At 69.2% G+C, this 14,403-nt stretch carries 10 protein-coding genes and 4 pseudogenes; 8 read left to right on the top strand and 6 right to left on the bottom strand.

Annotation, left to right across the window (positions count from 1 at the left end; all coding sequences use genetic code 11):
- Nucleotides 1-43: 43 nt before the first annotated feature.
- From ABZW17_RS43030 to ABZW17_RS43005, 6 genes are all read left to right on the top strand, one after another.
- Nucleotides 44-550 (top strand): MauE/DoxX family redox-associated membrane protein, encoded by a 507-nt coding sequence (locus tag ABZW17_RS43030; RefSeq protein WP_354827624.1) that lies wholly within the window; start codon nucleotides 44-46, stop codon nucleotides 548-550.
- A gap of 66 nt (nucleotides 551-616) precedes the next feature.
- Complete coding sequence (locus ABZW17_RS43025; protein WP_354827621.1) at nucleotides 617-1,360, top strand: thioredoxin domain-containing protein; 744 nt, start codon at nucleotides 617-619, stop codon at nucleotides 1,358-1,360.
- Between the two features lie 110 nt (nucleotides 1,361-1,470).
- Nucleotides 1,471-1,800 carry a hypothetical protein gene (locus ABZW17_RS43020; protein WP_354827573.1) on the top strand — a complete coding sequence of 110 codons (330 nt, stop codon included), beginning with the start codon at nucleotides 1,471-1,473 and terminating at the stop codon, nucleotides 1,798-1,800.
- Nucleotides 1,797-2,915, top strand: a complete 1,119-nt coding sequence (locus tag ABZW17_RS43015) for an NlpC/P60 family protein (protein WP_354827570.1) — start codon at nucleotides 1,797-1,799, stop codon at nucleotides 2,913-2,915. Before ABZW17_RS43020 ends, ABZW17_RS43015 begins: the two co-directional genes overlap by 4 nt.
- Before the next feature lie 5 nt (nucleotides 2,916-2,920).
- Nucleotides 2,921-3,301 (top strand): YbaB/EbfC family DNA-binding protein, encoded by a 381-nt coding sequence (locus ABZW17_RS43010; RefSeq protein WP_354827567.1) that lies wholly within the window; start codon nucleotides 2,921-2,923, stop codon nucleotides 3,299-3,301.
- Entirely contained in the window at nucleotides 3,298-3,792 is a 495-nt protein-coding gene (locus ABZW17_RS43005) for a YbaB/EbfC family nucleoid-associated protein (RefSeq protein ID WP_354827564.1), read from the top strand. The genes ABZW17_RS43010 and ABZW17_RS43005 overlap by 4 nt, the downstream gene beginning before the upstream one ends.
- Before the next feature lie 83 nt (nucleotides 3,793-3,875).
- Here ABZW17_RS43005 and ABZW17_RS43000 read toward each other — a convergent pair whose 3' ends face one another.
- On the bottom strand, nucleotides 3,876-4,367 hold the full coding sequence (locus tag ABZW17_RS43000) for a DUF664 domain-containing protein (protein ID WP_354827561.1): 492 nt from the start codon (nucleotides 4,365-4,367) through the stop codon (nucleotides 3,876-3,878).
- 154 nt (nucleotides 4,368-4,521) lie between these two features.
- On the opposite strand from ABZW17_RS43000, the gene ABZW17_RS42995 reads away from it, so the two are divergent.
- Nucleotides 4,522-6,348, top strand: a complete 1,827-nt coding sequence (locus tag ABZW17_RS42995) for a glycoside hydrolase family 3 N-terminal domain-containing protein (RefSeq protein ID WP_354827558.1) — start codon at nucleotides 4,522-4,524, stop codon at nucleotides 6,346-6,348.
- 28 nt (nucleotides 6,349-6,376) lie between these two features.
- On the top strand, nucleotides 6,377-7,645 hold the full coding sequence (locus ABZW17_RS42990) for a ThuA domain-containing protein (protein WP_354827555.1): 1,269 nt from the start codon (nucleotides 6,377-6,379) through the stop codon (nucleotides 7,643-7,645).
- Nucleotides 7,646-7,696: 51 nt separating this feature from the next.
- Here the strand turns inward: ABZW17_RS42990 and ABZW17_RS42985 are convergent.
- The 5 genes and pseudogenes from ABZW17_RS42985 to ABZW17_RS42965 form a co-directional block, all read right to left on the bottom strand.
- Nucleotides 7,697-9,772, bottom strand: a pseudogene (locus tag ABZW17_RS42985) (DNA gyrase subunit A); the annotation flags it as partial.
- A gap of 393 nt (nucleotides 9,773-10,165) precedes the next feature.
- Nucleotides 10,166-11,056: pseudogene (locus tag ABZW17_RS42980) on the bottom strand (LAGLIDADG family homing endonuclease); the annotation flags it as partial.
- Between the two features lie 3 nt (nucleotides 11,057-11,059).
- Nucleotides 11,060-11,467: pseudogene (locus ABZW17_RS42975) on the bottom strand (DNA gyrase subunit A); the annotation flags it as partial.
- Between the two features lie 26 nt (nucleotides 11,468-11,493).
- Nucleotides 11,494-13,545: a DNA topoisomerase IV subunit B gene (locus ABZW17_RS42970; protein WP_354827552.1), complete on the bottom strand. Its 2,052-nt coding sequence runs from the start codon at nucleotides 13,543-13,545 to the stop codon at nucleotides 11,494-11,496.
- A 134-nt stretch (nucleotides 13,546-13,679) separates the two neighbouring features.
- A pseudogene (locus ABZW17_RS42965) lies at nucleotides 13,680-14,403 on the bottom strand (hypothetical protein); the annotation flags it as partial.

Below are 14,403 nucleotides of genomic sequence, written 5' to 3'. Positions count from 1 at the left end.
GTCCCCCCGATAGCCTAAGTGCGTGGTGCGACCGTCCCAACCCGTGCTGAACACCGTCGGCACGCTCGCCCGGCTCGGGCTGGCGGCCGTCTGGCTCGTTTCCGGTGCGCTCAAGCTGGCGGATCCCGGCCAGACGTTGATCGCCGTGCAGGCGTACGACGTGCTGCCGGGCGCACTCGAAAACGTGGTGGCCATCGCGCTGCCGCTCGTCGAACTCGTGCTCGGGCTGTTCCTGCTCGCCGGCCTGGCGACCCGGTGGGCCGCCGGGGTGGCGCTGGGGCTGCTCGTCGTGCTCGTCGCCGGGATCGCCCAGTCGTGGGCCCGCGGGCTGAGCATCGACTGCGGGTGCTTCGGCGGCGGCGGCCAGGTGGCGGCGGGGCAGACCGAGTACCCGCAGGAGATCCTCCGCGACACGGGGTTCGCGCTGCTCGCGGCCTGGCTGCTGGCGCGTCCCCGCACCTGGCTGTCGCTCGACGGCTGGCTGGCGCGAGGTCGCGGGAACTCGGCCGAGCCCGGAAACGACTACTCGGGTATCGCGGAAGGGAACTGATACACAGTGGGTGGAGCAGAGCGGACCGCTCGGAAGCGTCGTCAGGCGGCGCAGGCCGGTCCGAACGTGGTGGCGCAGGCCAGGGGGACCGGCGACCGGCGGAAGTGGATCATCGGGATCGGGGCGGTGGTCGTCGTGGCCGCGCTCGTGATCGGCGGGGTGATCTGGACGATCGCGGACCGGAACAAGACCGAGGGCCAGGTGATCGACCCCGGCAAGACGACGAGCGCACTGACGGGCGATGTCACCCAGAAGCGTGACGGCGTGGTCGTCACGGTCGGCAAGACCGGCGCCAAGGCCTCGATCGACGTCTACGCCGACTTCCTCTGCCCGATCTGCGGCCAGTTCGAGAAGACGTACAAGAGCGAGATCGAGCAGGCGGTCAACGACGGCAAGCTGCAGGTCCGCTACCACATGGTGCCGCTGCTCAACGAGCGCTCGAGCCCGCCCGGCTACTCGCTGGACTCGGCGAACGCGGCGCTGGCCGCGGCCGACGCCGGCAAGTTCCTCCAGTACCACGACGCGCTGTTCGCGAACCAGCCCGAAGAGGGCAAGCGCGGGTACGACAAGGCGCAGCTGATCGAGCTCGGCCGCAACGTCGGGATCACCGACCCGGCGTTCGCCCAGACCGTCAACGCAGGCACCTACGACCAGCAGATCAACGCCGCGTTCCAGCAGATCGAGACCGACCCGAAGCTGGTGCAGGACTTCGGCGGCGGCCAGAGCGGGTTCGGCACGCCGACGGTCACCGCGAACGGCGCGATCGTCTCCTGGCAGGACCAGGACTGGCTCAAGAAGGTCACCGGCTGACCCGGGGCAATTCGCCCACCCGGGTACGGAACGTCGACTAGGCTGGCTCGCGCACCAGGGGAACCGGGGGTGCCGTGCGCACGTCGCACCTCCGGTGACAGGGAGGGCCAGTGGACGGTTCGGGGTTTCGCGTCGATGAAGGCGCGTACACGCGGTATGCGCGCGAAGTCGACCCGCTCGGTGAAGACGTCAAAGGCGCGGCCGAGAAGCACGTCGGCCCGCACGTGACGCTCGGCGGCCACGGCTTCTCGGAGATGGGCGGCGAATCCGGGTTCTCCGGGGCCTACAGCGGGCGGATGCGCGCGCTGCAGGAGCGCATGCACCACGTCGGCGGGAGCTGGCAGCAGGTCGGAGCGGCCGCGCGGCAGACCGACCGCAACTTCACGGCGGTCGAGGCCGAGCACGGCGACGTCGTCCGGCGGCTCGGGGGCGACGCGTGACCGAGCACACCGACCAGCTCGTCCGGCACGGCCTGGACACGACGAACCAGTTCGCGCAGAAGCTGCGTCACGACCCGGCCGCCATCGGCGGCGCGCGGGACGCGCACGTGGCGCTGCGGACCTCGGTGGGCCGCACCCGCGATGTCGCGTCCGAGCAGCGGGTTTCGCTGGCCTCCGCCAGCTCGGGGGCCACGGCCGATCGCGCCACGGCGACGTCGCAGAGCCTGGAAAAAGAGGTCCAGGACCTCCTCGACGAGAGCGCCGAGATCGAGAAGGCCGTCGCCGAAGCGGCCGAGACGCTGCACGTCGGCGAGATCAAGAACGACCAGGTGCGCGACCAGATCATCAAGGAGATCTCGGCGTCGATGAAGGCGCTGGAAGCGGTGAAGACCATCCAGCCGCCGGAGAGCCGCGGCGCCGCGTCGCGCGACATCCTGATGAAGCTGCAGACCAAGATCAGCCGGCTGACCGGCCAGGCCGCGACGTTCAGCGAGCAGACGATCAACGACCTGACCGCGATCGGCACCCGGCTCGGCGGTGGGGATCAGTCGACGTCGGCGTCTTCGGCGTCTTCGACGAAGGTCGGGTCGTCGTTCAACAGCAACAGCGGCTACTCCGGCGGCTCGGACGGCGGCGGCGGGGGCGGTGGCGGCGGCGGGGGTGGCGGCGCCGTGCACAAGCCGCGGCTGCCGGTGGCGATCCCGCCGCAGCCCGGCACCGGCGTCGCGATCAACCTGCCCGGCGGCAAGCAGGTCATGGCGCCGAACGAGACCGCGGCGAAGGCGGTGCGCAACGCGCTTTCGCAGCTCGGCGTGCCGTACGTGTGGGGTGGCACCGCGCGGGGCGTCGGCCTCGACTGCAGCGGGCTGACCATGACGTCGTACCAGGACGCGGGCCTGCAGCTGCCGCGGACGGCGGCGCAGCAGACGGTCGGGGCGGAGGTGCCCTCGATCGACCAGTTGCTGCCGGGCGACCTGGTCGTCTGGTCCGGTCACGTGGCGATGGTGATCGGCGACGGCCAGATGGTCGAGGCCGGTGACCCCGTGCAGGTCAGCAAGATCCGCACCACGAACGCGGGACAGTCGTTCATCGGTTTCTACCGGCCCACGGGGTGATTTCCATGGCTGACTTCGACGTCGAACTGGCTTCCGCGCGGATCGCCGAACAGGCATCGCGCGCGGGCGCGGAGGTATCGGCGCGCCTGGCCCGCTCGGGCCCGGTGGTGGGCAAGGCGTCGTCCGGCGGCATCGAGGTCCAGGTGGCGCCGGGCGGGCTGCTGACCGGGGTGTCGATCCATCGGTCGGAGCTGCGGCACGGATCGGCGGTGCTCGCCGACCGGATCTTCGAGCTGGCCCAGCGCGCGACCCGCCGCGCGGGCGACCGGATGTACCACGCGTTGTCGTCCGTTGTGGACAGTGCCCAGCTCGAAACACTGGGCTACGAACCGATCCCGGACGACGACCCGGACGCCGAGACGTACTCGTACGGAGGGCAGCGGTGATCACGACCCGTCGGCTGATCGCCCAGGCCCGGGCGCGCGAAGAGGCGATGGCGCGGGTGGAGGAGCTCCTCGCGTCGGCCTCGGGTACGGCTCACGACCGCGACGGGCAGGTGGAGGTGACGGTCGACGCGCGCGGGAAGCTGCTGCGGTTGTGGCTGGCGCCGACGGCGGTGAACTTGGGCGAGGGCTTGGGATCGCTGGTGGTGGAGATCGCCCAGGCGGCGATGCGCGAGGCCACTCAGGACGGGTACAACAAGGTTGCGCTGCTGCTGGGCGAGGACATGACTTTCATGATCGAGCAGATGACGGGAGTACCGGCGCCGGCCCGGGCGGCGGATGACGATCCGGGGATGACGGTGGCGGAGTTCCAGCGGCAGCGGGAGTTGCGGATGGGTGCTGCTTCGCTGCCGCCGGAGCCTGCTGCGAGTGTTGAGGATGAGGACGCGTATTGGGAGTCCTTCGACCCGGCTTCGCTGCGCTCGGATCGCTGAGCAGCCCCCGTTTTCCACGCTAGCGGAGGGCACCGACAGTTTCGGGCCGTCTCAGCCGGGTCGGACCCGAGTTGTGCACAGCGTCAGGCCAGCTGGGCCGTGGAGTTCGCGCCGTCCAGGGACTCGCGGATGATGTCCGCGTGGCCTGCGTGCTGGGCCGTCTCGTGGATCAGGTGCAGGACTATTCTGCGGGCCGACCAGAACTGGGGTTCCGGGGGTGACCACGGTGTCGTCGGCAGCTGGACCTCCACGTCCAGCGACGGCAGCGCAGCCACGTACTCGTCCGTTGAAGCCGCCGCCTCCTCGTAAGCCGACAGCCAGTGGGGCAGCGTCTCGCTCATCGTGTACTGGTCCGTGTCCAGCATGCCCTCCGGCAGCGACCCGTCGGCCGTTCGGAGGATCTGCAGCCACAGGCGCTCGCCCGTGGCCAGGTGGCGGATCAGGCCGCCCAGCGTCAGGTCGCTGACCGTTGTCCGGCGGGCCGCGTCGGCGTCCGAAACTTCCCGGGCCGGGATCAGCAAGCGCTTGCGGACCTCGGCCAACGTGCCCAGGAGGTCTTCGTGTTCGCGAGTCATACCGACACCGTAGAACCCAAATAGGTCAGATCCTGGCCGGAACGCGCAATCCCGCTGACCGGCACCCGAGTTCGCTCAGAGGTCTGGACCAGCCGCGTATCGCTGTGTCTTAATCCAAGGCGTGAATTTTGGTCTCTCGACGAGGAGGACCCGGATGCGCCTCGGACGCAGGCTGGGCATCGGCGCGCTGGCCGTGGGGTTGCTGCTCGCCTCCGAAACGCCGGCACTCGCCGGGAACGGCCCGGCCTACAAGGACTCCTGGCGGCCCGTCAAGGTCCGGGTGGCCGATCTGCTCGCCCGGATGTCCCTCGACGACAAGCTCGGCCAGATGATGCAGGCCGAACGGCTCGGGGTGAAGTCGCCCCAGGACGTCACCACCGGGCGGCTCGGCTCGCTGCTCTCCGGCGGGAGCTCGCAGCCCACCCCGAACAGTCCCGTCACCTGGGCCGACATGTACGACGGCTTCCAGAAAGCCGCGCTCGCCACGCCGTTGGGCATCCCGCTGATCTACGGTGTCGACGCCGTTCACGGGCACAACGGCCTCTACGGCGCCACCGTCTTCCCGCACAACATCGGCCTCGGCGCGACGCGCGATCCGCGGCTCGCCGAAAAGATCGGCCGCGCCACCGCCGAAGAGGTCTCCGGCACCGGCATCGACTGGGACTTCGCGCCCTGCCTGTGCGTCGCCCGCAACGACCGCTGGGGCCGCACCTACGAGTCCTTCGGCGAGGTCCCGCAGCTCGCCACGCAGATGTCGTCGATCATCACCGGCCTGCAGGGGAACCGGCTGGACCGGCCCGGCTCGGTCATGGCCACCGCCAAGCACTACGTCGGCGACGGCGGCACCACCGGCGGCGTCAACGAGGGCAACACCGAGATCGGCGAACCGGAACTGCGGGCGATCCACCTGCCGCCGTTCAAGGCCGCCGTCCAGCGCGGGGTCGGCTCGGTGATGATCTCCTACAGCAGCTGGAACGGCGTCAAGATGCACGCCGGCTCGTACCTGATCAACGACGTCCTCAAGAAGGAACTCGGCTTCACCGGGATCGTCGTTTCGGACTACAACGGCGTCGACAAGATCGACGGCAAGAGCGGGTTCACGCCCGAAGAGGTCGAGGCCGCCATCAACGCGGGCATCGACATGGTGATGGTGCCCTACGAGTGGCAGAAGTTCATCGACACGCTGCGGTCACTGGTGGAACAGGGCCGCGTGCCGATGTCCCGCATCGACGACGCCAACCGCCGCATCCTCACCAAGAAGTTCGAGCTCGGGCTGTTCGAGCACCCGCTGACCGACCGGCGGTTCCTGAACACCATCGGCAGCAAGGCCCACCGCGACCTCGCGCGCCAGGCCGTGCGGGAATCCCAGGTGCTGCTGAAGAACGACAACCACGTGCTGCCGCTTTCCCGGCACGAGAAGATCTTCGTGGCCGGCAAGAGCGCGGACGACATCGGCAACCAGTCCGGCGGCTGGACGGTCGGCTGGCAGGGCACCAGCGGGCCCGTCATCCCGGGCACGACCATCCTGCAGGGCATCCGCGCGACCTCCGGCAAGGTGACCTACGCCAAGGACGGCACGGGGATCGACCGCAGCTACGACGTCGCCGTCGCGGTCGTGGGGGAGACGCCGTACGCGGAAGGCAAGGGCGACCGGCCGCAGGGGATGGGGCTGGACGCCACCGACCTCGCCACGCTGCAGAAGCTGAAGGACGCCGGGGTGCCGACCGTGGTCGTGCTGGTGTCCGGGCGCCCGCTGGACATCGCCGCGCAGCTGCCGGACTGGGCCGGGCTCGTCGAGTCGTGGCTGCCGGGCAGCGAAGGCCAGGGCGTGGCCGACGTCCTCTTCGGCGACTACAACCCGACCGGCAAGCTGCCGGTGACCTGGATGCGCAGCGCCGACCAGCAGCCGATCAACGTCGGCGACGGCAAACCCGCGCTGTTCCCCTTCGGCTACGGCCTGCACTACTCGCGCCACTGGTGATCCCCGTCCCCCACCGGAAGGAACCCGCATGCCCCGCCGTCACCTGGTCAGAATCCTGGCCTTCTTCGCCGCCTGCCTGGGGCTTTCGCTCGGTGCCCCGGCCGTGCAGGCCGCGACGCCGTTCAAGGTCCTGGCCTTCTACAGCGGCACGTACGACGCCGCGCACATCAGCTTCGAGAAGGAAGCCAACGTCTGGTTCCCGCAGCAGGCGGCGGCCAACGGCTTCACCTACACCGCGACGACCGACTGGAACCGGCTCACGAGCCTCACCAAGGCCACCGCCGACGTCGTGTTGTTCCTCGACGACCAACCGCAGTCGGCCGCCCAGTTCCAGGGCTTCCAGACCTACATGCAGAACGGCGGCGGGTTCTTCGGCTTCCACGTCACCGCCTACAACGACAGCTCGACGCCGTCGTACGCGAACTGGTTCCACAACGACTTCCTCGGCACCGGCCGGTTCACCTCGAACACGTGGGGCCCGACGCCGGAGACGCTGAAGATCGAGAACCGCACCCACCCGTCGACGGCGAACCTGCCGGCGACGATCCGGTCGTCGACGTCGGAGTGGTACGCCTGGCAGAACGACCTGCGCCAGAACGGCAACATCACCATCCTGGCGTCGATGGACTCCTCCACCTTCCCGATCGGCACCGACCCGAACCAGACCTGGTACAGCGGCTACTACCCGATCGCGTGGACGAACAAGAACTACAAGATGCTGTACGCGAACTTCGGCCACAACGCGATGAACTACGAGACGAACACGGCGCTGTCGTCGACGTTCGAGAGCGCCGACCAGAACCGGTTCGTGCTCGACGGCCTGAAGTGGCTCGGCGGCGGCTCGACCGGCCCGACCGACCCGGGCACGATCGACCCGGCGGCCTGGTACGCGGTGACGAACAAGGCGTCCGGCAAGTGCATCGACGCCCGCGCGGCCGGCAGCGCGAACGGCACGGTGATCCAGCAGTACACGTGCAACGGCACAACGGCCCAGCAGTACCAGTTCGCCCCGACGAGCGGCGGCTACGACCGGATCAACAACCGCACGAACGCGGCGGAGGTCATCGACGTCACGGACGTCTCGACAGCGGACAACGCGGGCCTGCAGCTGTGGTCCTACAGCGGCGGCGGCAACCAGCAGTGGCAGCCGGTGTCCGAGGGCGGCGGGTACTACCACTTCGTCGCCAAGCACAGCGGCAAGTGCCTGACGGTGCCGGGATCGTCCACTGCGGACAGTGTGCAGCTGGTCCAGGCGGCCTGTAGCGGCAGCGCCGCTCAGTCGTTCAAGGTCGCCTAGCAGGTCGTGAGTGTTTAGGCGAGTTCTAACTCGCCTAAACACTCACGACCGTCAGTCGCGCTCGATGAGGTGGCCTACCACGTCGGGGCCGGGGTGGGCGTGGCCCGAGCCGTCGCGGCGGACGTCCAGCTCCGGGAGTTCCACCGGGTCGCCGTTGCGGGCTGCGCCTGCCGGGCGGGGGCCGATCCAGGCCACTCGCAACGCCGTCTCGCCCTTGAGGAAACGCTGGGCCCGGACGCCGCCCGTTGCGCGGCCCTTCGGCGGGTACTCGCTGAACGGGGTGACCTTCACGCTCTGACCCGTCGACGTGATCACCAGGGGCTCGCCGTGCTCGTCGTCGTCCGTGCGGACCGCGCCGAAGAACACCACCGAACCCGCGCCCACGTTCATGCCCGCCATGCCGCCGCCCTTCAGGCCCTGCGGACGGACCAGGGATGCCGCGTACTTCAGCAGCGACGCCTCCGACGACACGAACGCCAGTGTCTCCGAACCGTCCCTCAGCCACGTTGCGCCGACGACCTCGTCGCCGTCCTTCAGGCTGATCACTTCGAACTCGTCCGAGCGGACCGGCCACTCCGGCGAACAGATCTTCACCACGCCGGCCCGGGTGCCCAGCGCCAGGCCCGGCGATCCCGCCGCCTGCTCGCCCAGTGGCGCGATGCCGATCACCGTCTCGCCCTTCTCCAAGGGCACCAGCTCGCGAGCCGCCATGCCGCCGCGCAGCGAGACCGTGCCCGCCTGCTCGGGCAGCACCGGCAGCGGCAGCACGTCCGTCTTGAACGCGCGGCCGCGGCTGGTCACCAGCAGCACCTGGCCGCGCGCGGTCGTGTGGACCAGGGCCGCCACCGCGTCGTGCTTCACGCGGCCGTTGCGGCGGCGCGTCTCCGTCGACTCCTCGGACTCCGCCGCCGTGCGGGCCACCAGGCCGGTCGCCGACAGGATCACCTGGCACGGGTCGTCCGTGACCTCCAGCGGGCCCGAAGGCTTCGACGCGGCCAGGACCTCCTTGAGGTCGCCGTCGATCAGCGACGTGCGGCGCTCGGTCGGGAAGTCCTTCGCGATCTTCGCCAGCTCCGCCGAGACGAGCTTCTTCAGCACCGACTCGTCGTCGAGGATCTTCGACAGCTCGGCGATCTCCTCGCGCAGCCGCTCCTGCTCCGACTCCAGCTCGAGCCGGTCGTACTTGGTGAGCCGGCGCAGCGGCGTGTCCAGGATGTACGTCGCCTGGATCTCCGACAGCTTGAAGCGCGTCATCAGGCCGTCCTTCGCGGCCTGAGCGTTCTCGCTTTCGCGGATCAGCCGGATGACCTTGTCGATGTTCAGCAGCGCGATCAGCAGGCCGTCGACCAGGTGCAGCCGCTCTTCGCGCTTGCGACGCCGGTACTTCGTCCGCCGCGTGACGACCTCGTAGCGGTGGCGCAGGAAGACCTCGAGGAGTTCCTTCAGGCCCAGCGTCTGCGGCTGGCCGTCGACGAGCACCAGGTTGTTGATGCCGAACGACTGCTCCAGCGGCGTCAGCCGGTAGAGGTCCGCGAGCAGCGCCTGCGGGTTGACGCCGACCTTGCACTCGATGACCAGCCGCGTGCCGTTCTCGCGGTCGGTGAGGTCCTTGACGTCGGCGATGCCGGTGAGCCGCTTGGACTTGTTGACCTCGTCGGTGATCTTCTCGATCACCTTCTCGGGGCCGACGCCGTAGGGCAGCTCGGTGACGGTGATCGCCTGCCGCCCGCGGCTGCCTTCGAGGGGCCCGGTTTCGACGTTCGCGCGCATCCGGACCACGCCGCGGCCGGTCTCGTACGCGCGGCGCACCTCGTCGAGGCCCAGCAGCTTGCCGCCGGTCGGCAGGTCGGGGCCGGGGACGAACTCCATCAGCTTGTCGAGCGTGGCGGTCGGGTGCGTGATCAGCCACCGCGCCGCCGCGATGACCTCGCCGAGGTTGTGCGGGATCATGTTGGTCGCCATCCCGACCGCGATCCCGGACGTGCCGTTGACCAGCAGGTTCGGGAACGCGGCGGGCAGCACGGACGGCTCTTCGAGCGAACCGTCGTAGTTGGGCCGGAAGTCGACGGTGTCCTCACCGAGCTCGCCGACCAGCTGCATCGCCTCGGGCGACATGCGGGCTTCGGTGTTGTGGTTCACGAAACCGCCGGCGAGGAACGAGTGGTCTTCCGTCGTGACGCGCACGGAATAGACTTCGGCCGGAGCCGCGGCGACCGCCTCGGTGACCTCTTCGAACCGGTAGCCCGAGTCCATGATCGGCAGGATCGTGGCCAGGACCTCGGTGTCCTTGATCCGGTCGATGATCCGCAGCCGCTCGGTCTCCCAGCGCTCCATCCGGTCGAAGTTGTGCTGGGTCAGCCACTTGCGCCCGCTGCCCCGGCGATCGAAGTCGAGCGCACCGCGAACGTAGTCCGCCACGAACGGGACGTGGTCGGAGCTGAGCCGGTGCGGGCGGAGGACCGACCGCTGCACGAGTTCCTGCAGCTTCGCCTGCTTGGTCTTCAGGAACCCGACACGCTCGGCGAACGCACGCACGTTGCGCAGCCCGGAGACGACCAGCCGGTGTTCGACTGATCCGCTGGTGCGCGTGTAGCTGCGGTGGGTGGCGATGACGCCGAACTCGGAGAGCAGTTCCTGCAGCTCCGCGGCCAGCCGCTCGCTGTAGGTGGTGTATTGGATCGTGAAGCCGTCTTTGGCTGTTCGGCAGCCGCCGTCGCCTTCGAAGGCCGCCATCAGGAAGGCACGCTTGGTGCCCTCGCCGCCGGTCCAGACGAACTCCGGGACGACCTTGTCGGACGCCCGGTGGCCGATGAACTCGCCGAGCGGGCTCGCCCGGAAGGCGTTCATGCCGCCGGCGAATTCCTGAACATCGAGTTCTCGGATGAGCTTGCGGTCTTGGCGTGTCTGTCGCTCGGAGACGTACCGCTTGCCTCCTACGACCTGGTCATATGCATGGAGAACTTCGTCGAAGAAGTGCGCGTCGGTGTTGTTGAACCCCGCTCGGGTCTCGCTGGCGAAGCCTTCGGACACCCAGGCGCCGGCCAGCACGCCGAGCATGTACTCCCGAGCTGTTGGGACGACGTTCTTCCACGCGTTGCGAGCCAGGCACACGATCGTGCCCGGCTTCACCTCGTCAAGTTGCTTCCACTGGAACATCGGCACACCCATCGGCGCCTCGAGGCACAGCACCGGGTGGTTCTCGCTGCCCCGAAGGGAGAAGCCGGACTTCGTCGTGATCCGGACCGTCGGGTGCACGCCGGAGTTGAAGACCTTGTCGACCTGGACGGCCTTGCCGTCCTTGTCGAAGACCTCGAAGTCGGCATCCGCCTCCGAGTCGGCGGGCAGGTTGACGACATCGGCGATACGCGGGCTCGAGCCGTCGGCCAGGCGGATCCGGGTGTCGCCGACCAGGCAGTACCGGCTGGCGGCCGGGCCGTCGTCGGGCGAACCGAAGTTGCCGTGGCCGTCGATCAGCGGGACGTTCAGGGAGAAGTCCTGCGCCAGGCGGACCATCGCGTCGTAGATCGCGACGTCGCCGTGCGGGTGGTACTTGCCCATGACGTCGCCGACCACGCGGGACGACTTCACGTACGCGTGCGTCGGGCGGTAGCCGTTCTCGTTCATCGAGTACAGGATCCGGCGGTGCACCGGCTTCAGCCCGTCCCGCGCGTCCGGGAGGGCGCGCGAGTGGATGACCGAATACGCGTACTCCAGGTACGAGTCTTCGATCTCGGTCTTCAGCGAGTTGTCGAAGACGTGCGCCCCGGCGGAGTCGAACGCGCTGGGATCGACCTTGGTGGTGGTGCCCTTGCGGCGTGCCACGGCAGAACTCCTTGGTAGCTACGAAATTAAGCGTCGATGGCGTCGCGGTCGATGCGGTCCGAAGAGGCGACCAGCCAGTTCCGCCGGGGCTCGACCTTCTCGCCCATCAGCAGCTCCAGCGCGCTCTCGGCGGCTTCCGCGTCGTCCATGGTGATCCGGCGGACCGAGCGGGTGGCCGGGTTCATCGTGGTCTCCCACAGCTCGTCGGCGTCCATCTCGCCGAGACCCTTGAACCGCGGCACCGGCGTGACGATGCTCTTGCCCGCCCGCTCCAGCTCGGCGTACTTGGTTTCCATCTCCTGCTGCGTGTACGTGAAGTGCGTCTCCGAGTTGCGGCCCTTCGTGACGAGCTTGTGCAACGGCGGCATCGCCGCGTACAGCCGGCCGTCCTCGATCACCGGGCGCATGTACTTCGCGAACAGCGTGATCAGCAGCGTGCGGATGTGCGAACCGTCGACATCCGCGTCCGCCATCAGGATGACCCGGCCGTAGCGCATGGTCGTCAGGTCGAACGTGCGGCCGGTGCCCGCGCCCAGCACCTGGACGATCGACGCGATCTCGGCGTTCTTCAGCGTGTCACCCAGTGACGCCTTCTGCACGTTCAGGATCTTGCCGCGCAGGGGCAGCAGCGCCTGGTACTCCGACACGCGCGCCATCCGCGCCGACCCCAGCGCGCTGTCGCCCTCGACCAGGAACAGCTCGCTGCGGGAGACGCCGGTGGTGCGGCAGTCGACCAGCTTCGGCGGCATCGCCGCGCCTTCCAGCGCGGTCTTGCGCCGGGCGGCGTCCTTCTGCTGCTTCTGGGTGAGCCGGACGCGGGAGGCGTCGACCACCTTCTGCAGCACGACCTTCGCCTCGGACTTGGTCTTGCGGTCCTCGGTCCACGCCTTGACGTGCTTGTCGACGATGGCCTGCAGCACGCGGGTGATCCCGGCGGTGGACAGCTCGTCCTTGGTCTGCGAGGTGAACTGCGGTTCCGGCAGCCGGACGTGGATCACCGCGGTCATGCCCTCGAGGACGTCCTCGATCGTCGGCATGTCCTCCTTGGGCTTGAGCAGCCCGCGGGTCTTGGAGATCGCGTCCTGCAACGCCTTCGCCATCGCCCGGTCGAAGCCACGCCGGTGGGTGCCGCCGTGGACGTTGCGGATCGTGTTGGTGAAGCACTCGACCGTGCGCTCGTAACCGGTGCCCCAGCGCAGCGCCACCTCGATCTCGGCGTGGCGCTCCACATTGGACTGCATGACGCCGGCGGCGTCGGCCGCGTTCTCCTTGTACGTGCCTTCGCCGGTGATCAGCAGCGTGCCGCAGACCGGCTTCTCGCCCGACGGCGTGAGGAAGTCGACCATGTCGGCCAGGCCGTGCGGGAAGTGGAACGTCTCTTCGTTGATCGTGTCTTCGATCGCCGTGCGCAGCACGTACGTGACGCCCGGGACGAGGAACGCGGTGTTGCGCAGCTTCGCCCGCACGCCTTCGACGTCGAGCGCCGCGCCGGACTCGAAGTAGCGCGAGTCGTACCAGTAGCGGATCGACGTGCCGCTGCGCTCGCCGCGCTTCATCTTCCCGGTGACGTTCAGCCCGGACCGGCGGGTGAACTTCGCCTTCGGGCCCGGCGCGTCGAACGTGCCGGGGACGCCGTGCTTGAACGACATCTGGTGGACCTTGCCGTCCTGCTTCACCGTGACGTCGAAGCGGTGCGACAGCGCATTGACCGCCGAAGCGCCGACGCCGTGCAGGCCGCCGGAGGTCTTGTAGCCGGAGCCGCCGAACTTGCCGCCGGCGTGCAGCCGCGTCAGCACCAGCTCGACGCCGGACAAACCGGACTTGGCGTGGGTGCCGGTCGGGATGCCGCGGCCGTCGTCGTCCACCTGGACGCTGCCGTCGGCGTGCAGCGTGACGACGATCTTCGTCGCGTAGCCCGCGACGCCCTCGTCGGTGGAGTTGTCCACCACCTCCGAGAAGAGGTGGTTGATGCCCCGGCTGTCGGTGGAACCGATGTACATCCCGGGTCGTTTGCGGACGGCTTCGAGACCCTCGAGATGCGTCAGGTCGTCGGCCCCGTACAAGGTCTCGGCAGTCACAGGGTCGTTCTCCCGGATCGTGGCTCGCGAAAGTGCTGGTGGTGGTGCGGACTCGCCTGCACCGTAGTGCAGGATATCCGCCGACCCCGACAACTTTCGCGCGCTGCCCTTCCCGGAGTGGCGTACGCCGCCCCCTACCGGGGGTCGTAGCCCAGGTCGGGCCACAGGCCCAGCAGGGCTTCGATCTTCCGCGGGACCTGGAAGCTGTTCCGGAAGTTCGGCTTCTCGCCGATCGCGGCGAGGGCCTTGCGAAGGTCGCCGAACGCCGGTTTGGCGGCCGACTGCCGGGTCAGGACGTAGCAGTACGTGCGGCGCGGGTACGCGAATTCGTCGATGTACGCCTGCAGCACCAGGCCGGGGGCCTCGATCCGCGACCCGACGAGGGGCCGGCCCTGCTTCTGGCTGTAGACGGGGATCACGTGCACGCCCTGGCGGAGCGTGCGCGGCGGATCCTGGCCCTGGCCGTCGTCGGCCCAGAGCAGCTCGACCCGGAACGGCGATTCGCCGTTCTCACCGGGGTGGGTGTATTCGCGCTGCAGCTCCTCGAGCCGGTACGCGGCCTCGGCGTTCGGTTCGCCGCCTTCGACCAGGCTGACCAGGTAGAGCTCGGCCGGACGCGGCCAGGACGGGCGGGGCACGTCGGTGGCTTCGGGGGGCTCGACGGCTTCCGGCCCGGCCGCAACCGGTTCCGTGGCACCGGCGGTTTCCGGGGCGGCCGTTCCGACGGTCTCGGGCTGCTCCGGCGTGGACGGCGGGGTGGCTTCCGCCGGGACCTCCGAGGCGGCCGCGGGGACCGCCGGGCGCACCGGGGACGGCGGCGGGGTGGGCGCCGGGCGGACCGGCGACGGAGCCGGCCGG

Origin of the sequence: Amycolatopsis sp. NPDC004625 (assembly GCF_040609695.1) — a bacterium.
Lineage (GTDB): Bacteria > Actinomycetota > Actinomycetes > Mycobacteriales > Pseudonocardiaceae > Amycolatopsis.
Note: the sequence above shows the minus strand (reverse complement) of the source record. Positions and strands in the feature narration are given on the sequence as shown.